At 62.5% G+C, this 21,592-nt stretch carries 25 protein-coding genes; 7 read left to right on the top strand and 18 right to left on the bottom strand.

Going from position 1 to position 21,592, the window contains the following annotated elements:
- Window positions 1–206 precede the first annotated feature (206 nt).
- A complete protein-coding gene (locus tag NKI29_RS04565) occupies window positions 207–1,145 on the top strand; it encodes an alpha/beta hydrolase (RefSeq protein WP_352620659.1) in 939 nt (312 codons plus the stop codon).
- Between the two features lie 46 nt (window positions 1,146–1,191).
- Here NKI29_RS04565 and NKI29_RS04560 read toward each other — a convergent pair whose 3' ends face one another.
- The 3 genes from NKI29_RS04560 to NKI29_RS04550 form a co-directional block, all read right to left on the bottom strand.
- Complete coding sequence (locus tag NKI29_RS04560; RefSeq protein ID WP_352464611.1) at window positions 1,192–1,458, bottom strand: hypothetical protein; 267 nt, start codon at window positions 1,456–1,458, stop codon at window positions 1,192–1,194.
- Between the two features lie 95 nt (window positions 1,459–1,553).
- On the bottom strand, window positions 1,554–2,339 hold the full coding sequence (locus NKI29_RS04555) for a DUF899 domain-containing protein (RefSeq protein ID WP_023677589.1): 786 nt from the start codon (window positions 2,337–2,339) through the stop codon (window positions 1,554–1,556).
- A 157-nt stretch (window positions 2,340–2,496) separates the two neighbouring features.
- The gene (locus NKI29_RS04550) at window positions 2,497–3,051 is read right to left on the bottom strand and encodes an autotransporter (RefSeq protein WP_352568452.1); all 555 of its coding nucleotides are present in this window, start codon (window positions 3,049–3,051) and stop codon (window positions 2,497–2,499) included.
- A gap of 99 nt (window positions 3,052–3,150) precedes the next feature.
- Here NKI29_RS04550 and NKI29_RS04545 point away from each other — a divergent pair, with 99 nt between their 5' ends.
- Window positions 3,151–3,897 (top strand): GntR family transcriptional regulator, encoded by a 747-nt coding sequence (locus NKI29_RS04545; RefSeq protein WP_352568454.1) that lies wholly within the window; start codon window positions 3,151–3,153, stop codon window positions 3,895–3,897.
- 162 nt (window positions 3,898–4,059) lie between these two features.
- Here the strand turns inward: NKI29_RS04545 and NKI29_RS04540 are convergent, their stop codons facing one another.
- From NKI29_RS04540 to NKI29_RS04520, 5 genes are all read right to left on the bottom strand, one after another.
- Window positions 4,060–5,718 (bottom strand): FAD-binding dehydrogenase, encoded by a 1,659-nt coding sequence (locus NKI29_RS04540; protein ID WP_352568456.1) that lies wholly within the window; start codon window positions 5,716–5,718, stop codon window positions 4,060–4,062.
- Window positions 5,719–5,773: 55 nt separating this feature from the next.
- On the bottom strand, window positions 5,774–6,760 hold the full coding sequence (locus tag NKI29_RS04535; protein WP_352484691.1) for a Gfo/Idh/MocA family protein: 987 nt from the start codon (window positions 6,758–6,760) through the stop codon (window positions 5,774–5,776).
- A 146-nt stretch (window positions 6,761–6,906) separates the two neighbouring features.
- Window positions 6,907–7,482: a YceI family protein gene (locus tag NKI29_RS04530; protein ID WP_352568458.1), complete on the bottom strand. Its 576-nt coding sequence runs from the start codon at window positions 7,480–7,482 to the stop codon at window positions 6,907–6,909.
- A 68-nt stretch (window positions 7,483–7,550) separates the two neighbouring features.
- Window positions 7,551–8,129, bottom strand: a complete 579-nt coding sequence (locus tag NKI29_RS04525) for a cytochrome b (protein ID WP_352568460.1) — start codon at window positions 8,127–8,129, stop codon at window positions 7,551–7,553.
- A gap of 60 nt (window positions 8,130–8,189) precedes the next feature.
- On the bottom strand, window positions 8,190–9,080 hold the full coding sequence (locus NKI29_RS04520) for a LysR family transcriptional regulator (RefSeq protein WP_352568462.1): 891 nt from the start codon (window positions 9,078–9,080) through the stop codon (window positions 8,190–8,192).
- Window positions 9,081–9,185: 105 nt separating this feature from the next.
- Here NKI29_RS04520 and NKI29_RS04515 point away from each other — a divergent pair, with 105 nt between their 5' ends.
- Entirely contained in the window at window positions 9,186–10,181 is a 996-nt protein-coding gene (locus NKI29_RS04515) for an aldo/keto reductase (protein ID WP_352568464.1), read from the top strand.
- 270 nt (window positions 10,182–10,451) lie between these two features.
- Here the strand turns inward: NKI29_RS04515 and NKI29_RS04510 are convergent, their stop codons facing one another.
- From NKI29_RS04510 to infC, 9 genes are all read right to left on the bottom strand, one after another.
- The gene (locus NKI29_RS04510) at window positions 10,452–11,054 is read right to left on the bottom strand and encodes a nucleotidyltransferase family protein (protein ID WP_352795597.1); all 603 of its coding nucleotides are present in this window, start codon (window positions 11,052–11,054) and stop codon (window positions 10,452–10,454) included.
- A gap of 108 nt (window positions 11,055–11,162) precedes the next feature.
- The gene (locus NKI29_RS04505) at window positions 11,163–11,534 is read right to left on the bottom strand and encodes a hypothetical protein (protein WP_352568468.1); all 372 of its coding nucleotides are present in this window, start codon (window positions 11,532–11,534) and stop codon (window positions 11,163–11,165) included.
- A gap of 144 nt (window positions 11,535–11,678) precedes the next feature.
- Window positions 11,679–12,155, bottom strand: coding sequence for a 2OG-Fe(II) oxygenase family protein (locus tag NKI29_RS04500; RefSeq protein ID WP_352795596.1), 477 nt, complete (start codon window positions 12,153–12,155; stop codon window positions 11,679–11,681).
- 10 nt (window positions 12,156–12,165) lie between these two features.
- On the bottom strand, window positions 12,166–14,574 hold the full coding sequence (pheT, locus tag NKI29_RS04495) for a phenylalanine--tRNA ligase subunit beta (protein WP_352576304.1): 2,409 nt from the start codon (window positions 14,572–14,574) through the stop codon (window positions 12,166–12,168).
- A 106-nt stretch (window positions 14,575–14,680) separates the two neighbouring features.
- Entirely contained in the window at window positions 14,681–15,766 is a 1,086-nt protein-coding gene (gene pheS, locus NKI29_RS04490; RefSeq protein ID WP_352451635.1) for a phenylalanine--tRNA ligase subunit alpha, read from the bottom strand.
- Between the two features lie 96 nt (window positions 15,767–15,862).
- Window positions 15,863–16,264, bottom strand: coding sequence for a 50S ribosomal protein L20 (rplT, locus tag NKI29_RS04485; RefSeq protein WP_006201247.1), 402 nt, complete (start codon window positions 16,262–16,264; stop codon window positions 15,863–15,865).
- Window positions 16,265–16,410: 146 nt separating this feature from the next.
- Window positions 16,411–16,614, bottom strand: a complete 204-nt coding sequence (gene rpmI, locus NKI29_RS04480; RefSeq protein ID WP_006201248.1) for a 50S ribosomal protein L35 — start codon at window positions 16,612–16,614, stop codon at window positions 16,411–16,413.
- A 191-nt stretch (window positions 16,615–16,805) separates the two neighbouring features.
- Complete coding sequence (locus NKI29_RS04475) at window positions 16,806–17,447, bottom strand: methyltransferase family protein (protein WP_352795594.1); 642 nt, start codon at window positions 17,445–17,447, stop codon at window positions 16,806–16,808.
- Window positions 17,448–17,649: 202 nt separating this feature from the next.
- The gene (gene infC, locus NKI29_RS04470; protein ID WP_023677573.1) at window positions 17,650–18,186 is read right to left on the bottom strand and encodes a translation initiation factor IF-3; all 537 of its coding nucleotides are present in this window, start codon (window positions 18,184–18,186) and stop codon (window positions 17,650–17,652) included.
- Between the two features lie 215 nt (window positions 18,187–18,401).
- Between infC and NKI29_RS04465 the strand changes: the two genes are divergently transcribed.
- Window positions 18,402–19,169, top strand: coding sequence for an alpha/beta hydrolase (locus NKI29_RS04465; protein ID WP_352472561.1), 768 nt, complete (start codon window positions 18,402–18,404; stop codon window positions 19,167–19,169).
- A gap of 2 nt (window positions 19,170–19,171) precedes the next feature.
- Here the strand turns inward: NKI29_RS04465 and NKI29_RS04460 are convergent, their stop codons facing one another.
- Window positions 19,172–20,185, bottom strand: a complete 1,014-nt coding sequence (locus NKI29_RS04460) for a 1-aminocyclopropane-1-carboxylate deaminase (RefSeq protein ID WP_023677571.1) — start codon at window positions 20,183–20,185, stop codon at window positions 19,172–19,174.
- A gap of 170 nt (window positions 20,186–20,355) precedes the next feature.
- Here NKI29_RS04460 and NKI29_RS04455 point away from each other — a divergent pair, with 170 nt between their 5' ends.
- From NKI29_RS04455 to NKI29_RS04445, 3 genes are read left to right on the top strand one after another with little or no spacing between them, the layout of a single operon-like run.
- A complete protein-coding gene (locus NKI29_RS04455) occupies window positions 20,356–20,820 on the top strand; it encodes an Lrp/AsnC ligand binding domain-containing protein (RefSeq protein ID WP_352795593.1) in 465 nt (154 codons plus the stop codon).
- Window positions 20,801–21,064, top strand: a complete 264-nt coding sequence (locus NKI29_RS04450; RefSeq protein ID WP_352568475.1) for a hypothetical protein — start codon at window positions 20,801–20,803, stop codon at window positions 21,062–21,064. Before NKI29_RS04455 ends, NKI29_RS04450 begins: the two co-directional genes overlap by 20 nt.
- 13 nt (window positions 21,065–21,077) lie before the next feature.
- Window positions 21,078–21,566: a DUF2852 domain-containing protein gene (locus tag NKI29_RS04445; protein WP_023677569.1), complete on the top strand. Its 489-nt coding sequence runs from the start codon at window positions 21,078–21,080 to the stop codon at window positions 21,564–21,566.
- Window positions 21,567–21,592 lie beyond the last annotated feature (26 nt).

Here is a 21,592-nt window from a genome sequence, read left to right as displayed (position 1 = left end):
GGAATGATGGCGCTCACCCCCCTCTGTCCTGCCGGACATCTCCCCCTCAAGGGGGGAGATTGGATGTCATCATCGCTTTCGCCAATTGTCGACGCCGGAGAAAAGGCGGTTTCGCCGAAGCTGCCGATCTCCCCACTTGAGGGGGAGATGGCCGGCAGGCCAGAGGGGGGTGTTCACGCGGATTCATTGCGATCCATTCAGCGCCCATGACCGACTACAAAACCCTCATCGACGCCGAGACCTGGGCCTTCATCGAGCGGACTAACTCCTATTATCCGCCCGATACGATCGACTACACCGTCGCCGAGCAGCGCCAGATCTATAACCGGATGTGCCGCGAGTTCTTTGCCGGCTATCCCCAAGGCGTCACGGCGGAAACCACCGCCATTGCCACACCTTGGCACATTCCGATCCGCGTCTACCGCGCCCCGGCGCCGGAAGCGGCGGCGATGGTGCTTTATTTCCATGGCGGCGGTTTTATCCTCGGCGGGCTCGACAGCCATGACGACCTCTGCGCCGAGCTTTGCAGCCGCACTGGCTACGAAGTGGTTTCGGTCGACTACCGGCTGGCACCTGAACACCTTCATCCGGCCGCCTTCGACGATGCCATCAGCGCCTTCGAATGGGCGGCGGCGACTTACGAGCGTCCTGTCCTGCTCTGCGGCGACAGTGCCGGCGGCAATCTCGCCGCCGCTGTCAGTCACGCAACGCGCGGCCATGCGCGCAAGCCGATCGGCCAGATTCTGGTCTATCCCGGCCTTGGCGGCGACAGCTCCGCCGGTTCCTACGTCACCCACGCGGAAGCGCCGATGCTTACCGCGCGCGACCTCGTTTTCTACAGGGACATCAGGACCGGTGGCGAGGATCGCACCGGCGATCTCACTCTGTGGCCGCTCGCCGACGCCGAGTTCGCCAATCTGCCGCCCACCGTCGTGATCACCGCCGAATGCGACCCGCTGTCGTCGGACGGCGAAGCCTATCGCGACCGCATCGTTGCCGCGGGCGGGCGCGCCTGGTGGCTCGAGGAGCCGGGGTTGGTGCATGGCTATTTGCGCGCCAGGCACACGGCCGGCCGCGCCCGCTCGAGCTTTACCCGGATTGTCGATGCGGTAGCGGTTTTGGGAAGGGGCGAGTGGATATGGTGAGGGATGTCTTCCCGACCAGAACGGGCCTTTGTCGGCCGGTACAGCTCTATTTGCGGCGGCGTCGCCGGCCGGAAACCTGCTTCAGCCAAGGTCCTAAATGAAAGCCGCTCATCAGCAGGTACATCGGGACCATGCCGCCCAGCGGTGACGCCTCTTGCCCGGTCGAGCACATCATGTCCGGCGCGCCGCCGAGAAGCGTCAGCAGCGCCATGGTTGCGAAGGTCGGCGCGGCCGCAAAGGACAGCCAATCGGCTGCACTATGGCCGGCCGGGGTCGCATCGCCGGTGGATCCGCCTGCATGAATCTCGCTCATGTCCGTAGTCCTACATAGCGAGCGGGATGCGGTCGAACCGTGCATCCCGCTCCATCCATTTGCCCTAGCCGCATTTCCGCGACGCCAAAGACGTTCTATTCGGTGCGGTTCCGGAACGCGGCCTCTCCGGCGTCCGACACCTCGACCCACTTTTTGTCGGGAACGGCTTCGGCGCCGTAATTGTCGTGCCAGTTCCACCACTTGTACGTCGGCGTCTGCGGATAGCCCTCGGGCGAATCCTCCCAAACCTCCTGGCGGCCGAGCGGCGACAGGTCGAGATAGCTCCATACGGTCCCCATCGCCTCGTCGCCGCGGTTGTTGATGAAGTAGGTACGGAACACGCGATCGCCATCGCGGATGAACACGTTATGGCCGTGCCATTCGTCAACGCCGAAGTCGGCATCGAAGCTGTCGGTGATGGTGTACCAGGGCATCTTCCAGTCCATCCGCGCCTTCAGCCGCGCAATGTCGGCCTGCGGTGCGCGCGAGGCGTAGGCAAGCGTGGTGTCGCGGGCGTTCAGATGGGCAAGATTGCCGACCTGGTCCGCCCCCAGCGAGCAGCCGCGGCAAGCGTGGTCGGGCCAGCCGAATACGCCGGGCTCGAAGAAAGCGCGGTAGACGATCAGTTGACGGCGGCCCTCGAACAGGTCGAGCAGGCTCACCTTTCCGTCAGGCCCTTCGAACGTATAGGTCTTCTCCACCGCCATCCACGGCATCCGCCGGCGCTCGGCGGCCAGTGCGTCGCGAGCCCGGGTCACGGTCTTCTCCTTCACGAGCAACTGCTGGCGCGCGGCCTCCCACGCGTCAGGCGAAACGACCGGTGGTGTCTTCATCGCGAGCCGCGTCGTCTGCTCGCCTGTGCCATTCTGATGTGCCGTCATTGTGCATCTCCCTTGCTGGTTTGTCGCCGCAGGCGCGACGGGTTGGGTCGTGAGCCAGGATAGGGGCGATAGCGGATTGGCGAGAGTGACAAGTGTGACGCGATTCCGACGGGTCCGCTGATCACGGCCAATTTCGCCGCCGGCGACGCCCCTGCGCTCATTCGTGCCCGGACTGCTGAATGGGCCGAGCGCCGGCCAGATAGCGGTCATTGTCAAACGGCTCGGCCTGGTTGCTATCCGGACTCCACAGCTGCCGGTGGGTTCGGGTAAGATCGCCGAGGTAGACATGCAGCGCACCCGATCGCGCACCGCTCGTATTCGCAACCGCATGAACGGTATTTGACGCCATGTGCACCACGGCAGGCGCTGCGATGTCCTGCCTTTCGGGAACATCGAGTTCGCTGCCGGCAACGGGATAGATGAAGTTCGTCTCGCTGCCCTTGTAGATGCCGATCAAGGCATCCATCAGGTGGTTGTGAGGCGGGTACTGCAGGCCGGGCGACAGAGTGATGTGATAGATCGTCAGGTTCGGACTCGCATGCAGAAGCACCTCGTCGTCGTCTTCTTCGTGAGCGAGTGTTCCCGATGCGTGAAAGCGGTTGGTGTAGTCGCCCAGGACCGTCCTTACCGCTTCGAGGGGATCTGGCCCTTTCGCTGCATTGACGATATCATCGGCAACGGCGTAGAGGGGCGAGTTGGCGGGTAAAGGCATATCAGTTATCCTCCCTGAGATGCTCAGATTATCAATCTGAGATGCTCACGCTAGCGAATGCTGATGCCAGCGTCAACGGGACAGCCAGACGGACAGAATATGAAAACGACGAAGTTGACCGCCGAACCGGCGAGGCCGGCCACGGTCGAGGCGACAGCACTGTCAGCCGCCGACGTCCTTCGCAGGGAACAGGCATATGAGCAGCTGAGGAACGACATCATTGCCTGCGTGTTGCGCCCCGGCGAAGCGCTGACGGAGAAACAGATCGGTGATCGATACCAGATCAAAAAGGCGACCATCCGCGCGGCCTTGGCCCGCCTGATGCAGGAAGGACTGGTCAGGAGCGAGCCGCGCCGCGGCTACGTCGTTGCAACGCTCAGCCTGCGGGATGTCAACGAGATCTTCGATGTCCGCAGCTTGATCGAGCCGGAAGTGTTCAGGGTGGCGGCATCGAACATGACCGAGCGCGGGCTCGAGGATGTCAGGCTGGCAGCGCAAAAAGTGCTGAAGCCGGAGACGTTGCGCAGTCACGTCGCATTCCTTGCGGCCGACCGTGCCTTTCGTCTGGCCCTTGCGGAGCTCTCGGGAAATTTACGACTGGCGCATCTCCTGGACCAGATACTCGACCAGTCGGCGCGGGTTCTCCACCTCGGCTTCAAGTCCCGCGACTTCACCCAGTTGATCATCGGCCAGCAAAAGGAGCTGGTCCTTGCCTGCGAGGCAGGCGAGGTTTCCGCCATCGTCAAACTTGCCCGTTCGCAGTGCCTGTCTCTCAAGAAGCAGGTGCTCGAGGCTTTGCTTGCCGGTTCCAAGCTTCAAGACGTCAATTTGCAGCCCTTCGCCTAGAGCGGTTCCGGTTCTCCTGGAACCGGCAACCCGCTCTAACCATCTGTCTTGCCGCATTTATGCGGACGCCAAATGATTCCATTTGGCTGCAAAATGCTCTAAGGGAAGTTGGCCATTCGGTGCAATCGCCACCTTGGCGCAACGGCTGTCCCCGGCCTTGTTTTATGCCACAATCCGCGCGGCCGCCCGTCCGGCACTGCGGCCGGAAAAGATGCAGCCGCCAAGAAACGTGCCTTCGAGCGCTGCATAGCCGTGCATGCCGCCGCCGCCGAAACCGGCGGCCTCGCCCGCTGCGTACAGCCCCTCGACTGGTTGGCCGCCGGCGCCCAGCACGCGGCTGTCGAGGTCAGTCTCCAGCCCACCGAGCGTCTTGCGGGTCAGGATGCTGAGCCTGACGGCAATCAGCGGGCCATTGGCGGGATCGAGCAGCTTGTGCGGTCTTGCGGTGCGGATCAGCCGGTCGCCGAGATAGGCTCGCGCGCCGCGCAACGCAGTAATCTGCATGTCCTTGGAGAACGGATTGTCGAGCTGCCGGTCGCGGGCGCGGATTTCGCGCTCAACCTGCGCCAGTTCGAGCAGCGGCTCGCCGCCGGCCACTGCGTTCATGCGGGCGACCAGCGCCGGCAAATCAGGCTCGACGATGAAATCCTCGCCCTTCTCCATGAACGCCTTGACCGGCGCGGGCACGCCGCTGGTGGCGCGGCCGAGCACCTGGCGCCAGCTCTTCCCCGTCAGATCGGGGTTCTGCTCGGAGCCCGACAGCGCGAACTCCTTCTGGATGATCTTTTTGGTCAGGATGAACCAGGAATGATCGAAGCCGGTGCTCATGATGTGGCTGAGCGTGGCCAACGTGTCGAAGCCGGGATAGAGCGGGACCGGCAGGCGCTTGCCGCGCGCATCGAGCCACAGCGATGACGGGCCGGGCAGGATGCGGATCGCATGATCGGTCCAGATCGGTGCCCAGTTCCTGACGCCCTCGACATAGTGCCACATGCGGTCGCGGTTGATCAGCCGGCCGCCGGCGGCTTCGGCGATCGCCAGCATGCGGCCGTCGACATGATCGGGAACGCCAGTGATCATGCGTTTCGGCGGCGCGCCCATCCGCTTCGGCCAATTCTCCCGGACCAGCTGGTGATTGGCACCGATGCCGCCGGAGGCGACGATGACGGCCTGCGCCTTCAGCTCGAAATCGCCGGTGATCTCGCGCGAGCTCTTGCGGCCGCGCTCGGCATCGCTCGCCGCCAATAGGTCGCCGCGCACGCCGTCGACGACGCCGCCCGTCCGCGTCAATTCGTTGACCCGGTGACGGAATTTGAAGCGGATCAGCCCGCGTTTCTCGGCCTCGCGCACGCGCTGCACGAACGGCTCGAGCACGCCAGGGCCGGTGCCCCAGGTGATGTGGAAGCGCGGCACCGAATTGCCGTGGCCGACGGCATTGCCGCCGCCGCGCTCGGCCCAGCCGACCACCGGAAAGAATTTCAAGCCGCGCTGCATGAGCCAGGAGCGCTTCTCGCCGGCGGCGAAGCCGAGATAGGCCTCGGCCCAGCGGCGCGGCCAGAGATCTTCCGTGCGGTCGAAGGCTGCGGTGCCCAGCCAGTCCTCGAGCGCCAGCTCATACGAATCGCGGATGCGCATGCGCCGTTGTTCGGGCGAATCGACGAGGAAGATGCCGCCGAGCGACCAGAATGCCTGGCCGCCAAGCGACTGCTCCGGCTCCTGCTCGACAATGATGGCCTTCTTGCCGGCCGCAGACAGTTCGGCCGCCGCGACAAGGCCGGCAAGGCCGGCGCCGACAATGATCACATCCGCATCGTCGGACATCTATTTGGCCATGATCTCGTCCAAAAACCGGTCCCGTTGTGGGATCATGGCCGGCCTAGACTGTTTCCCAGCCTTCCTTCTCGCCGGCGCGGAAGATGGCATCGATGACCTTCTGGTTGAGCACCGATTCTTCCAGAGTGAAGACGCGGTCCTTGCCGCCCTGCGCAGCCCGCGCGAAGGCCTCGACTTCCAGCCGGTATTGCTGCGTGCCGGGAAAGCGGAACACCTGCGCCTCGCTGTGGTTCTGGTTGTGCAGCTCGACGCGGTGATGGTCGTAGAGCCCGGCGTTGAACGGTGAGAACACCTCGATGAAGCCCTTCTCGCCGTGGAAGACCATCACCTGGCGTGCCGCCATCTGCGTCGACAGGTAAAACGACAGCTCGAAGTCGCCGAAATCGGCGCGGATCGAGGAATAGATGTCGGTGCCGAACGTCTTGTCGCGCTCGATCGTCGCCTGGACGCGCAGCGGCTCCTTGCCGGTCGAAAAGCGTGTCGACACTGTCGGGTAGACACCGATGTCGGGCAGCGCGCCGCCGCCGAGATCGAGCTTGTTGCGCATGTTGTTGGGGTCGACATTGTAATAGGAGAACGCGCCCTGGACATGGCGCAGCCGGCCGATGGCGCCGTTGGCGATCAGCTCGCGCACCTTGATCCATTGCGGATGGTAGACGACCATGAAGGCTTCGCAGACCAGCACCTTCCTGGCATCGCGCAGCTTGATCAGCGGCGGAATGTCCTTGGCATCGAGCGCCAGCGGTTTTTCGACCAGAACATGCTTGCCGGCCTCGATCGCCTTGGCCGTCCATTCGACATGCTGCGAGGTCGGCAGCGGAATGTAGACGCCGTCGATGTCGCTGGAGGCGAGCAGCTCCTCATAGGAGCCGAACGCGTGGCGCGCACCGAAGCGTTCGCCCAGCGCCCGCGCTTTCGACAGATCGCGGCTGGCAATCGCGGACAGCACGCCGTTCTCCGCCTCGACGATTGCCGGCAAAAGCTGCTCGCGGCCGATCTTGGCCGTCGACAAAACACCCCATCGGAACATCAGATTTCTCCTCTCGATTGCAGGCCTGGAGGTTTGCCTGAAATCGGCGGAAAAGCCAATGCGGGAGCATGGCGGCGAACAGGGCGATCATCTGCGGCTTGTCCGGATGCCGGCGCTGCCCTTGCGGAACCCCGGTCCTGCAAAGACTATCCCCGCTTGCCGGTCAGCGTCATGTCGAAGTCGACGACGTTGGAATAAATCGGCGTGCCGACATCCATGCCGTAGCGCGACCGCAGCACCTTGCCGGTGACGTGGAATTTTATCGTGCCCGCCTTGAGGCCGCCGAGATCGGCGGTGAATTTTTCCTGAAAGGTCTTGCCGCGCGCCGTCAGCCTGCCGGTAACCAGGGCTGACGTGTCGCCGGTCCGTTTGACGCTGGTCGAACGGAACTGGATCTCCGGATTGTCGGCCGCGTCGAACACCGCGTCCGAGCGAAGAAAGGCATCGATGCGGCTTTGGCCGGTACCGACGCTTTCGGGGAAGATGGTGAAATTGACCTGGGACCGGCCGACATCGCTGTTGTCGATCAGGATACTGCCCTTGAAGCGGGCGAAGGCGCCGTCGAGCCCGCCGCCGCCGAGCTTGCCGATGGAGAAGTGGATGCTGGAACTCCCCGGGCGGATGATGTAGCTGCCGGCCGCGTCGCCGAGGGCAACGGCGGCGAAAACAGGCATGGCAAAACAAGCGGCGGCGGCCGCAAATCCGAAGATGCGCGCGTACATGGAAATGGTCCTCTTGGCAGGCAACGCTTTCTTGCGTCCTCGCCCCATCAACGAATGAGCCGTCCGCTCTATTCCCTGTCGTGATGTGACGAAGCCGTGATCATGCGCGTCAGCACGGTATCCCTCAGCCAGAAATGATGGCGCAGCGCTGCGGCGAGATGCAAAGCGACAAGTCCGATGCCGGCATAGGCGAGATACCAGTGCGTCGCTGCCCAGAAGCTTTCTGCCGTGTCCGATTCACCGAGCGGCAGATTGGGCATGACGAACAGATTGAACGGCACGCTCGGGATCTCCAGCACCGAGACCGAGACCAGCGCCCAGCCGGACAACGGCAGAGCGAGCTGAAACGCATAAAGCGCGAGATGGACCAGCGGCGCCGCACGGCGCTCGAAAGGCCCGACCGAGCGCGGCAGCGGCGGGGCCGGTCTGCCTAGGCGCCAGGCGATGCGCAGGATGACCAGTCCAAGCAGCAGGAAGCCGAAGGATTTATGCAGCTGGATCAGCTCGAAGGCGGTGCGCTGGCTGGACAGCCGCACCATGACGAAGCCGAGCACGAACTGGCCGATAAAGAGCGCCGCGATCAGCCAGTGAAGGATGATCGCCGTCCAGCCGTAGCCGGCCGTCTGGTTTTTGGGCAGTGCTGACATGGTCGGGGAACGAATGCCAGGTCGGCTTTCTTCCACCTCTCCCTTGTGGGGAGGGTTGGCTTACTCGCCGACCTTGAAAAAATCGACAAAGGCCCTGAGCGCCGGCCGCATCTGGCGGCGGCTGGGGTAATAGACGAAGAAGCCGTCGAAGCGCGGGCACCAGTCCTCCAGCACGCGAACGAGCTTGCCGGCGGCGAGCGCGTCGCGGACATAGTCCTCGAACACGAAGGCGAGCCCGGCGCCGTCGACTGCGGCGTTGGCAATCAGATGGTCCTCGTCGAGGATCAGCGGCCCTTGCACCGGTATCTCGATCTCCTCGCCGTTTTGCTCGAATTCCCAGCGGTAGAGAATGCCGCTGGAGAAGCGGAAGCGGATGCAGCGGTGAGCGGCGAGATCGCGCGGATGCTGCGGCTTGGGCATGGTCTCGAAATAGGCTGGCGCGCCGACCACCGCGCCGCGAAGGTCTGGTCCGATACGCACCGCGATCATGTCGCGCTGCAGGCTCTCGCCCAGTCGCACACCGGCATCGAAGCCGCCCTCGACCACATCGGTGAAGCGGTCCTCGATGACGATCTCCAGCACGATGTCGGGATAGGCAGCAGCAAAGGCGCTGAGCCTTGGCGTCAGCGCCAGATGGGCGGCGGTTCGCGGCACCGTCAGCCTGAGATTGCCCGCCGGCCGGTCGCGCGCCTCAATCGCCGATTCCAGCGCCAGGTCGATTTCCGACAGCGCCGGCCTGAGGCGCTCGAGCAGTTGCGCGCCCTCCTCGGTCGGAGCGACGCTGCGCGTGCTGCGCGCCAGAAGGCGCACGCCGAGGCGCGCTTCGAGGCTGGACACCGCGTGGCTGACCGCCGATGGCGCGATTGCCAGTTCCTTGGCGGCGCCGCGAAAACTGCCGCATTGGGCGACCATTGCCAGTACCGCGAGCTGTGAAAGATGGGTTCGCTTCATTGATCTATTTCTTGGAACAGCCCGTGCAAATGAGAGCCGATTATCGAACTCGGCGCAAGACGCTATCTCTGCGGCATCACAACCATCACAACAAGGAGACACGTGATGCAAACCCGCAAGCTTGGCAATAAACTTGACGTCTACCCGGTCGGCCTCGGCTGCATGGGGATGAGCTTTGCCTATGGTGGCCAGCCGGAGGCGGAGGCGATTGCCACGCTGCGCCATGCCGTCGAGATCGGGGTCAATTTCTTCGACACGGCCGAGGTCTATGGCCCTTACGAGAACGAGATCCTGGTCGGCAAGGCGCTGAAGCCGGTGCGCGACAAGGTGACGATCGCAACCAAATTCGGCTTCAAGATCCTCGAAGAAGGGAGCGGCATGGAGCGCATGGCCGGTGTCGATAGCCGCCCGGAGCATGTCAAGGCCGTGGCCGAAGCGTCATTGAAGCGGTTGGATACGGAGGTGATCGATCTCTATTACCAGCACCGCGTCGACCCCAACGTGCCGATCGAGGATACGGTCGGCGCCATGGCCGAGCTGGTGCGCGAGGGCAAGGTGCGGGCGCTCGGCCTGTCGGAGGCGAGTGCGGCGACCATCCGCCGGGCGCATGCCGTGCACCCGATCGCCGCCGTGCAGAGCGAGTATTCACTGTGGAGCCGCGATCCGGAGGGGGAAGTGTTTGCCGTCTGCCGCGAGCTCGGCATCGGCTTTGTCCCGTATAGCCCGCTCGGCCGCGGCCTGCTCACCGGCACGATCGCCAAGCCCGATGTTCTCGGCGCCGACGACTGGCGCCGCGGGTTGCCGCGCTTCCAGGCCGACGCCATGGCGGCCAATGCGGCGGTCGTCGCCGTGCTGGAAAAGATGGCCGCCGGGAAGGGCGTGACGCCGGCGCAGCTGGCGCTCGCCTGGGTGCTGCATCAGGGCGACTTCATTGTCCCGATCCCCGGTGCGCGAAAAATGCGCCATCTGGAGCAGAATACGGCGGCAGCCGATATCGTGCTGAGCCAGGCCGAGGTGGCATCAATCGGCGACGCCCTGTCGCCGGAAAAGGTGGTCGGCAAGCGCTATACCGAGGAGCTGCTGGCGCTGGTTAACGGGTGAACGGCAATCGACGGCGTAATCGAAACGGGGCGTTTCGGCACCCCTTTTTGACTAATACGGTGCGATGCAAAGCGTTGTGAGACCTCGGCGCGAGGCACCCCCCTCTGTCCTGCCGGACATCTCCCCCTCAAGGGGGGAGATTGGCAGTTCCCGCGCCCTGCCCGCCCTTCCGGCGCCGGTGATTGGCGAAAGCCGAGGCGACATCCGATCTCCCCCCTTGAGGGGGAGATGCCCGGCAGGGCAGAGGGGGGTGCCTCGCGCCGACATTTCCTACCAAGGCACGACACTGATCTCCGGCCAGTTCTCCCTGGCACGCGCGCCCTTCATCTCGTGCGTCTGCCGATTATCCAGTGCACGGTTCGTGGTAACGCGAAACGAGAAGATGTCGTCGAGCCCGAACGGCGCCACGAGCGCGAGTTGCCCATCGGTGCCGAATCTAACGCCGACCGCATGGGTTTTCGAAGCGAAATAGGACAGCGCCTCGGCGGACGACGACAGTCTGGGATAGGAACCGCCAAAGCGCGCCTCAAACCACAGATGCACCCGCGCCTGGTTGCGCACTTCGACCGGCAGCGTCAGTCCTTCGAACTGCTTCGCCGCCCGGCGGATGACCGTGTCCTCGGCTTCATAGGACAGATCGCTCTCATCGAAATAGAACAGGTCGACATCCCGGATGCCGTACCCCGAGGGCTTTCCGGTCAGGTGATTCCAGACGCTGTTGTAAAGCGCGCCGGACACGACCAGCCAGTCCCGCAGGTCAAGCGCCCGCACTCGCGACAGCGTCTCGCCAATCAGCGGATCGGCCGAGACGATATCGAGAAAGGCTGCACGCTGTTCCTCAAAGGGCAGCCCTGAATAGCGCAAATGGTCCATCGCCCTTTGGACGGCGATTCGTCACCTGCCGGCAACCCCTCTAGGTCCTCAGCGCGCCATGCGTTGTGCAATTATCGGAAAGGGCGTCGTGACGCCCATTTCTGCAGGCTAGTTTCCCTCCCGCCCAAGGCTCATTGTTCGGTCGGTCTCGGACCAGAAGACTGGCTCCTCGATTGACGGCCATTCTTCGCCATACACAAAGCCTTCGATCGCATCTAGCTTTCCTTCAATCTCATCGAAGAACAGCACCATGCCGCAAAGAAGCTGGTCAGGTCCAACGCACGCTACCCGAAGCGAACTGAACACTCGACTCTCAAAGCGCAATTCCGGGGGAACCGATGAGGGAGTGACTCTGGTCATGAATCCTACAGGATCGCGGCTGCGTACTTTGACTTTCAGCGCACGCATCATGTCAGGAGAAACGCCGGCGGAACGGCAGAACTCCTTGACGAAAAACACTTCCAGCGGGGTCAGGTGCATTTAGCTCAGCGGCAGAACGGACAGCGTTTCATTGGCGCTTGTACATCACGTCCGTCCGGATGACGTACTTGCGCCCCGACAGCACCTCGTCGCCGCGATGCTCGATCGGATGGTAGAACGCCAGTGCCATTCCTTTCTTCGGCTTCACCAGAAGACTGCTACCGGCATAGCCCGGCATCTCGCCGCGAAACGAGGTTCCTCCCCTTCAAATCCATCTGATAGATAAATCATGAACGTGAACTGACTGCGCTCCAAGGCGTGGCGCTCGAAATAGCCGTCATGGTGCCAATCGAACTTCTGGCCCGGCCCATAGCGATAGAAACGGAAACGCTCATTCAGCCCGGTCAAGCGCCAGTCGCCGAGACCACGATAGAGCAGAGGCCGCGCCCGTGCGAAGAGCAAATCCGCAAGGTCCTCGTCATCGAAGACAACCCGGTCGTTATTGCGAAGCTCCTTCAGGACGGTGGCGCCGCCGGAGCTGTTCACCTTGGCCGCCTCGAAACCGCGCCGTTCACTGTCAGCGATCAGATCGGCGCATTCCTGGTCATCCAAGAAGCCGTCGATCGTCCCGATGTGAGTTGCCAGCCAGGTGATGGAGAGTTTGCTGGTGTGAACCATCATCGCATCCGTTCTAGGTTCTGAGCACGCCGCCGGTCTGCTTGCCGACATTCTCGACGATGCGCTTGGCCAGCGCCTCGAAATCGTCGTCGGTCAGCGTCTTTTCGACCGGCTGGATCGACACTTCAATGGCGATCGATTTTTTCGCCGCGCCGAGCGCTGCACCCTCGAAAACATCGAACACCGAGACGCCGGAAATCAGCTTTCGGTCGGCGGCAAGGGCGGCGCGAACGAGTGTGCCGGCTTCGACCGCCTTGTCGACAACGAAGGCGAAATCGCGCTTGACCGCCTGGAAGGCGGACAGATCAAGCCTCGGCTTCGTCCGCGTCGGCTTGGCCTTCGGCTCGGGCACCGCATCGATGAACACTTCGAAGCCGCAGAGCGGGCCGGAGACGTCCAGCCCCTCCAGTGTCTTCGGGTGGAACTCGCCAAACGTGCCAAGGATTACCTTCGGCCCAAGCTTGATCGTGCCGGAGCGGCCGGGATGATACCAGGCCGGGCCGCCAGCCTCGATCTGCAGCCGCTCGACCGGCGCGCCGCAGGCTTCGAGTGCTGCGATCGCATCGGCCTTGGCATCGAAGACGCCGACGGCGCCGGCGTTGCCGGCCCAATGGCGGCCGGAGCCCTCGAGCTTGGCGGTGCCGCGCCGCACGCCGGCGGCAACGCGCCGCTGCTGGTCGGCGCCGTCGCCCTCGTAAGTGCCCGACACTTCGAAAAGCGCGATATCGCCGATGCCCCTGTCGGCATTGCGCTGTGCTGCCGCAATCAGCCCCGGCAGCAGCGACGGCCGCATGTCCGACATATCGGCGGCGATCGGGTTGGCAAGCTTCAGCGCCTGCTGGCCGCCGCCGAACAATTCGGCGTGTTTTGCCGGAATGAACGACCAGGTGACGGCCTCCATCATGCCGCGCACGGCAAGTGCCCGCTTGGCGGCGCGGGTGCGGATCTGCAGCACAGTCAGGATCCTGGCGTTGACCGCATCGTGCGAACCGAGCGGCTGCGGCGCGATGTTGTCGACGCCGTGGATGCGCATGACCTCCTCGACCAGGTCGGCCTTGCCGTCGACATCCGGCCGCCAGGACGGGACCGCCACATTGACGACATCGCCCGTGCCCTCCGGCCTGAAGCCGAGGCGGGCAAGAATGTCGAGGCTTGTCGAGCGCGGCACTTCGATGCCGGTCAGCCGCTTCACTTCCGACAATGGGAACGAGACGATCTTCGGCTGATGGCCGGCATAGCCGACGACTCGGGTTTGGGCCGGCGTACCACCGCAGAAATCGAGCACCAGCTTCGTTGCCAGCTCCAAGCCGGGAACCATCATTTCCGGGTCGACGCCACGCTCAAACCGATAGCGCGCGTCGGTGATGATGCCGAGTGTGCGGCCGGTGCGGGCGGTGGTGATCGGGTCCCAAAGCGCCGACTCGATCAGCACGTCTGACGTGTTCTCGTCGCAGCCGGAATGCTCGCCGCCCATGATGCCGGCAATCGATTCGATGCCGTCCTGGTCGGCGATGACGCACATCTCCGGCGTCAGCGTGTATTCGCGGCCGTCGAGCGCCAGCACCTTTTCGCCGTCATGCGCCCGGCGCACGGTGAGATTGCCGGTGACCTTCGCAGCGTCAAAAACATGCAGCGGCCGACCGCGGTCGAAGGTGACGTAATTGGTGATATCGACGAGCGCGCTGATCGGCCTCAAGCCGATGGCGAGAAGCCTTTGCTGCAGCCATTTCGGCGACGGTCCGTTCTTGACGCCGCGTACCAGGCGCAGCGCAAAGCCGGGACAGAGCTCCGGCGCTTCGATCGTCACCTTGACCGGCGTCTCGCCCTTGCCGGGGATCGGCTCTATCGGCGCGATCTTCAGCGTGCCGAGCCCGCTCGCCGCCAGATCGCGGGCGATGCCATGGACACTGGTCGCATCCGGCCGGTTCGGCGTCAGATTGATCTCGATCAGCGGGTCGTCGAGATGGGCATAGGCGGCGAAGCTGGTACCGACCGGCGCATCGGCCGGAAGGTCGATGATGCCGTCATGCTCCTCGGACAATTCGAGCTCGCGCTCGGAGCACATCATGCCGTGGCTTTCAACGCCGCGGATCTTGCCGACGGTCAGCGTCACGTCGATGCCGGGAATATAGGTGCCCGGTGCTGCAAAGGCGCCGATCAGGCCCGCGCGGGCGTTCGGCGCTCCACACACGACCTGCACCGGCGGCTTGCCGTCGCCGGTGTCGACGGTCAGCACGCGAAGCCGGTCGGCGTCGGGATGCTGGACCGCCGTCAGCACCTTGGCGATGACGAAGGGGGCCAGGCTCGCCCGGTCGTCGACATGCTCGACCTCGAGGCCGATCGAGGTGAGACGCTCGACGATTTCCGCCAGCGAGGCGTCGGTGTCGAGATGATCCTTGAGCCAGGAGAGGGTGAGTTTCATGACTGTGTTCCGTCTGGTCTGGGCACGCTGCACTTGAAGCTATGCGTCCGCGCGTCGCACATGTGCAGGAAGGCGAGCTGCCCGCGGATTTGCTGCGGCCCGGTCGTCACGCGCTCAAGCCCCCGAACAGCGTCGGCATGTCAAGCGGCCTAAAACCGTAATGCGACAGCCAGCGCACATCGGCGTCGAAGAAGGCGCGCAGATCCGGCATGCCGTATTTCAGCATGGCGATGCGGTCGATGCCCATGCCCCAGGCGAAGCCCTGGTATTCGTCGGGATCGAGCCCGCCGTAACGGAGCACATTGGGGTGGACCATGCCGCAGCCGAGGATCTCCATCCAGTCCGAGCCCTCGCCGAAGCGCACCTCGCCGGGCCGCGAACGGTCGCACTGGATGTCGACCTCGAGGCTGGGCTCGGTGAACGGGAAGAAGGACGGCCGGAAGCGCATCTTGACGCTCGGCACTTCGAAGAAGGCCTTGCAGAACTCCTCCAGCACCCATTTCATGTTGGCGACGTTGGCCGATTTGTCGATCACCAGCCCCTCGACCTGATGGAACATCGGCGAGTGGGTGGCATCGGAATCCTGCCGGTAGGTCTTGCCGGGAATGACGATGCGGATCGGCGGCTTCTGCATCTCCATGGTGCGGATCTGCACCGGCGAGGTGTGGGTGCGCAAAAGCTTGCGCTCCCCCTGCTCGTCCGGCTGGAAGAAGAACGTGTCGTGCATCTCGCGCGCCGGGTGGCCTTCCGGGAAGTTCAGCGAGGTGAAATTGTAATAGTCGGTCTCGATGTCCGGACCTTCGGCGATGGCAAAGCCGAGATCGCCGAAAATCGCCGCGATCTCGTCGATAACCTGGCTGATCGGATGGATGCGGCCGCGCTCGGCCGGCGATTGCCTGACCGGCAAGCTGACGTCGACCTTCTCGGCGGCAAGCCGTGCCGTGATCGCCACATCTTTCAGCTCGGCGCGGCGCGCCGAAAGTGCCTCGGTGACGCGGTTCTTGAGGCCGTTGATTGCCGGGCCTTTGACCTGTCGCTCCTCGGCGCTCATCGAGCCGAGCGTCTTCAGCATCTCGGAAACCGAGCCCTTCTTGCCAAGGGCAGAGACACGCACCGCCTCGATCGCCTGCTCGTCGGCGGCCGAGGCGATCTCGGCCATCAGGGAATTTTCGAGAGTTTCCATGTCACTCATGTTCCAGATCCGATTGGAAGCAAAGAAAAACCCGCGCCAGCCCTGCCAGCGCGGGTTTCCCAAATCAAGTGTCGAATAGCTTGGGAAGCGCTGGTCTTAAGCGACAGCGCTTTCAAAAGCATTCGGCGTGGTGTTCTTCAGGTATTCGAGCGCGACCTTGGCCTTGGCCACGAGTGCGGCGAAGGCCTGCGGCTCGTGGATGGCCATGTCCGACAGGATCTTGCGATCGATCTCGATCCCGGCCTTGTTGAGACCGTCGATGAAACGGCCATAGGTCAGGCCATGCTCATGCGTCGCCGCATTGATGCGCTGGATCCACAGCGCGCGGAACGAGCGCTTGCGGTTCTTGCGGTCGCGATAGGCGTACTGCAGCGACTTTTCCACCGCCTGCTTGGCGATGCGGATGGTGTTCTTGCGACGGCCGTAAAAACCCTTGGCGGCTTTCAGGACCTTCTTGTGCTTGGCGTGCGAGGTGACGCCTCTCTTTACGCGTGCCATGTCATGATCTCCTTAAAAGCAATTCCAGGAAAGTGCCTGGCGGTTTTCCGTTCGGAATTGCGTAAAACAAATGCGTGCCCAGACCGAATGCTCTTATTTTGGCGCATGATGTTTCCAAAAAGTCTGCAACTTTTTGGCATCATGCCCTAGAGGCCGTTCGGCAGAAAATTCTTGATGACCTTCTTGCCATCCGGTTCAGCCAGAACCATCGTGCCGCGGGCATTTCGAATGAACTTGTTGGAACGCTTGATCATGCCGTGACGCTTGCCGGCCGCAGCCGACAGAACTTTACCCGTACCTGTGATCTTGAACCGCTTCTTGGCGGCCGATTTGGTCTTCATCTTGGGCATTTTGCTACTCCGTTTATATGCGCACCAATGCGCTTTTTGTTCGCTTCAGGCCGACCAAAGCCCGAAAAGCAAATGAAACCGCCACGGCATGCCCTGCCGGGCGGTTTTTTGGGAACGGCGGTCCTATACGTCAAAGCGGGCTGGCGCGCAACACCCCGTGCTCAGCAACACTGTATTCAGCAACACTGTACTCAGGGGAAACGGAACAGCACCGGCAATATGCCGGACTGCTGGGCGCCGTCGATCAGTTCGAAAGCCGGCAAGGCAACGAGGAAGACCAGCCCGTCCAGCAGCGTGGTTCGCAGCAGGCGCGGCTTGAAGCTGCCGGTGTCGCCTTCCTGATACAGCGACAGTTTCGGGAAGAAGCGCGGCACTTTCGCCAGGTAGGCCTGGTATTGCGCGCCGAGAGCCTGCTTGAGGAATTTCTCCTCGCGCAGGATAACGATGTAAAAGGCACCCGCGCAGAGCGCTCCAAAGCCGATCGTGGCGGTGATGGAGCCGATCTGTGCGCCGACACCGGCGGCAGCTAAAGTAGAGAAGACATAGAGCGGGTTGCGGGTGATCGAATAGGGTCCGCCGGTCACCACTTCGGAGGATTTGCGACCGCCGATATAGAGCGTCGACCACAAGCGTCCGACGATGCCGAGAAAGATCAGCACGACGCCAACCATTTCGATCGTTTCATGCACAGGCGTATCGGGCGGAAAAACCGACTGCCCGAACAAAAGCATCGCGAACAGGACGACGACGACGACGGCAAGCACCATCCTGCGCGTGTGCTGGTAGCTGCCCAGCCCATATCTGGCTTCCGAATGCTTGACGTCATTGACCATGTCGGGAATCCGATCGTCGAGGGAACCAGAGCGTCTTTGCTCTCGCCGGCGATCGCAGCGTCTGGCCAAGAAAACAGGCGCCCCGCCGATCGCCGGGACGCCTTGCAACATGATTCAGGCGGATTTTATGCACGTCGCCCAAAAGTGCGCAGCGGTTTTGCGACAACGACATGCACAAAACAGAACTAAAGCGCAACGCGCTTTAGCGGGGCGCCAGCACCATCATCATCTGACGGCCTTCGAGCTTCGGTTCGGCTTCGACCTTGGCGATGGGCGCCACTTCCTCGCGAACCTTGTTCAGAAGCTGCATGCCGAGTTCCATATGCGCCATCTCGCGACCGCGGAAGCGCAATGTCAGCTTGACCTTGTCGCCTTCCTCGAAAAAGCGCCGGACGGCCTTCATCTTGGTCTCATAGTCGTGGCTGTCGATGTTCGGGCGCATCTTGATCTCCTTGATCTCGATGACCTTCTGGTTCTTGCGCGCCTCGGCCGCCTTCTTCTGGTTGGCGTATTTCAGCTTGCCGAGATCGAGGATCTTTACGACGGGCGGCACTGCATTGGGCGATATCTCGACCAGATCGAGCCCCGCCTCTTCGGCGAGCAGCAATGCATCGTTGATGGAGACATCGCCGCGGTTCTGGCCTTCGGCGTCGATTAGCTGGACCCGGGGAACCCGGATGTCACGGTTGGAGCGCGGGCCTTCCTTGGTGGGCGCCGCTGCTTTGAAAGGTCTGCGAATGGTCGTGGTCTCCTTGAGCCGTTTCGTTAAGGGGTTCTTCAGTTCAGAATTGCGAACGCGCAATGTGGTGAGCGCGCGGTCGGAGTCAATAGCACAGCATTCTCAGGAAATCACCTGCTCGATGGAATGCTCCTCTGCACCAAGCGAAGAAAGTGGCGGAGCACTTTTCGTTGAATGCCTTGCTGTGTCAAAAGACCGGCGTGAGGGAATACACCATGACCACCACCCCGATCTTTCTGGACGTCGACGGGACGAGCATCGCCGTCAGGCATGCTACAGGTGCGGAGCCCGGCATCGTCTGGCTCGGCGGCTACAAATCGGACATGCTGGGCACCAAGGCCGAAACGTTGTCGGAATGGGCGCGCAAAGAAGGTCGCGCCTTTCTGCGCCACGATTATTCCGGCCACGGCGAATCGGGTGGCGCCTTTGCCGACGGCACCATCTCGAAATGGCTGGGCGAGAGCCTGGCGGTTTTCCGCCGCTTCACCCAGGGCAGGCAGATCCTGGTCGGCTCCTCGATGGGCGCCTGGATCGCGCTGCGCATGGTGCAGGAATTGCGCAAGGCGGGCGAAAACAGCATCGCAGGTCTTGTGCTGCTGGCCCCGGCGCCCGATTTCACATTCGAACTGGTGGAGCCGGTGCTGACCGGGGCGCAGAAGCGCAACCTCAGGAAAAAGGGCTTTTTCGAGGAGCCGTCGGACTATTCCGCCGAACCGTACATCTACACGCGCGCACTGATCGAGGACGGCCGCAACAACCGGGTGATGACCGGGCCGATCGACACGCACTGTCCGGTCCACATCCTGCAAGGCCTTGCCGATCCCGACGTGCCGTCGAGCCATGCGTTGAAGCTGGTCAGCCTGCTGCCGGCCGACGACGTCACGCTGTCGCTCATTCCCGACGGCGACCACCGCCTGTCGCGGCCGCAGGATCTCGACATGCTGGTGCGGGCGGTGGACGCCATGGTGCGGCAGGCGGGATAGATTCAGCCGTTGCGGAACGCATAAGCATATCCGTTGATGGCCGGAGCGCCGCCAAGGTGGGCGTAGAGCACTTTCGATCCCTTGGGAAAATAACCCTTGCTCACGAGATCGATCATGCCCTGCATGGATTTTCCCTCATAGACCGGATCCGTGATCATGCCTTCAAGACGCGCGCAGAGACGGATTGCTTCCTTCGTCTCCTGCGAGGGGACGCCGTAGACCGGATAGGCATAATCTTCGATCAGGACGACATCGTTCTCATCGAGCTCCTTGCCGAGTTCGACCAGCGTCGCGGTGCTCTGCGCGATCTTGAGCACTTGCGCCTTGGTCTGCGCCGGGGTGCAGGATGCGTCGATGCCGATCACCTTGCGCTCGCGGCCGTCCTTGGCGAAGCCGACCAGCATGCCGGCGTGAGTCGAACCGGTGACGGTACAAACGACGATGTAGTCGAAGGCAAAGCCGAGCTCCTTCTCCTGCGCGCGGACCTCCTCGGCAAAGCCGACATAGCCCAGGCCGCCATATTTGTGTACCGAAGCCCCGGCCGGAATCGGATAGGGTTTGCCACCCTTGGCCTTCACATCCGCGATTGCCTGTTCCCAGCTTTCCCTAATCCCGATGTCGAAACCCTCATCGACCATCTGGACATCAGCGCCCATGATCCGGCTCAAAAGGATATTGCCGACGCGATCGTAGACGGCGTCCTCGTGGGGCACCCAGCTTTCCTGCACGAGGCGGCACTTCATGCCGATCTTCGCCGCGACGGCCGCCACCATGCGCGTATGGTTGGATTGGACGCCACCGATCGACACCAGCGTATCGGCGTTTGAGGCGATCGCGTCCGGGACGATGTATTCGAGCTTGCGCAGTTTATTGCCACCGAAGGCAAGGCCGGAATTGCAATCCTCCCGCTTGGCATAGAGATCGACCTTCCCGCCGAGATGACCACCAAGCCGCTCCAGTTTCTCGATATGGGTCGGCCCGAATGTGAGCGGATAACGTTCGAATTTCTCGAGCATGAGAGTGCCCTCGCTTGTTCCATTCATTGCGGTGTGGTGCGATGAACACTATCAGCTCTGCCTTGAAATGTGCTCTCAAAGATCGAGCCCAGAATATCCAAAATATCGCTTCATGGCATTGAAATGTCATATATATTCGAGTCTTAATCCGAATAACGGAAGAATCTTTCATGCGCGCATCGCTCGACCGGATCGACCTGAAAATGTTGCGCCTGCTCCAGGGCAATGGGCGACTGACCAACGCGGAGCTGGCGCAGTCGGTCGCTGTTAGCCCGGCGACGTGCCACCGCCGGACGCAACGCCTGATCGATGAAGGCTACATCAGCCATGTCAGGGCGATGGTGACCCCGCAGAAGGTCGACAGAGGCGCGTTGGTGATGGTTGGCGTCGTACTCGACCGTTCGACCCCGGAGAGTTTCGCGGAATTCGAAAAGGCCGTCGCCAAACTGAAATTCATCCTCGACTGCCATCTGGTGGCAGGCGACTTCGATTATTTTCTGAAGATCAGGGTTGGTGACATGGCGGATTTCAACCGAATCCACGGGGATCAATTGATCGCACTGCCTGGCGTTCGCCAGACGAGAACCTTCTTCGTGATGAAAGAGGTCGTCGACAATGCGCCTCTGGATTTTTGAACGGACGGCTTCGAAGCGTCAAACCATTGCACTAAGCCAGCAGACGCGATCGGCGCTGGATTTTCACTACGAACCGTCGGCGGCATTGCCCCCTTACGGGGCTTGGCTGCTCTTTTCCTCGAAATGCTCAAAAAGCGATAATCATTTCAGCCGCTTGTCCGGTTTTGGCGGTTGCTGTCTTGAATCGCCGTTTTCTTCATCCCATTTCGATTCCACGCAGCCGGAATTGGCTGTCTCCAACTGAAGGATTGGGAGAAATGAACACATCTGCATTGATCCGTCCGGCCTGGACGCCGGCGACCATCGCGTTGATGGTGATCGGGTTCATGGTGTTCTGGCCGCTCGGCTTCGCCATGCTCGCCTACATCATCTGGGGCGACCGGCTCGAGGGCTTCAAGCGCGACGTCAACCGCGCGACCGACGGCATCTTCGCCGGCTGCCGCCGCGGCTCCGACAAGGCCGCGCGCTGGGGCCATGGCTCCGCCCGCACCGGCAACGTCGCTTTCGACGACTGGCGCGAAAAGGAACTCGAGCGGCTTGCCGAGGAACGCCGCAAGCTCGACGAGATGCTGAGCGAGTTCGATGAATATGCCCGCGAATTGCGCCGCGCCAAGGACCAGGAAGAGTTCGACCGCTTCATGGCCAACCGCAACAAGTCGACATCGCCCACGACCGGCGGGTCAACCGGCTCGACGACGAACAACAAACGCGGCGGCAACTCCACGCCAGGCCTGCTCGACGAGTAAGGTCCCGTGCCCAGATAGATAATCCA

The sequence above is a fragment of the Mesorhizobium sp. M0678 genome (assembly GCF_040320505.1).
Classification (GTDB): domain Bacteria; phylum Pseudomonadota; class Alphaproteobacteria; order Rhizobiales; family Rhizobiaceae; genus Mesorhizobium.
Note: the sequence above shows the minus strand (reverse complement) of the source record. Positions and strands in the feature narration are given on the sequence as shown.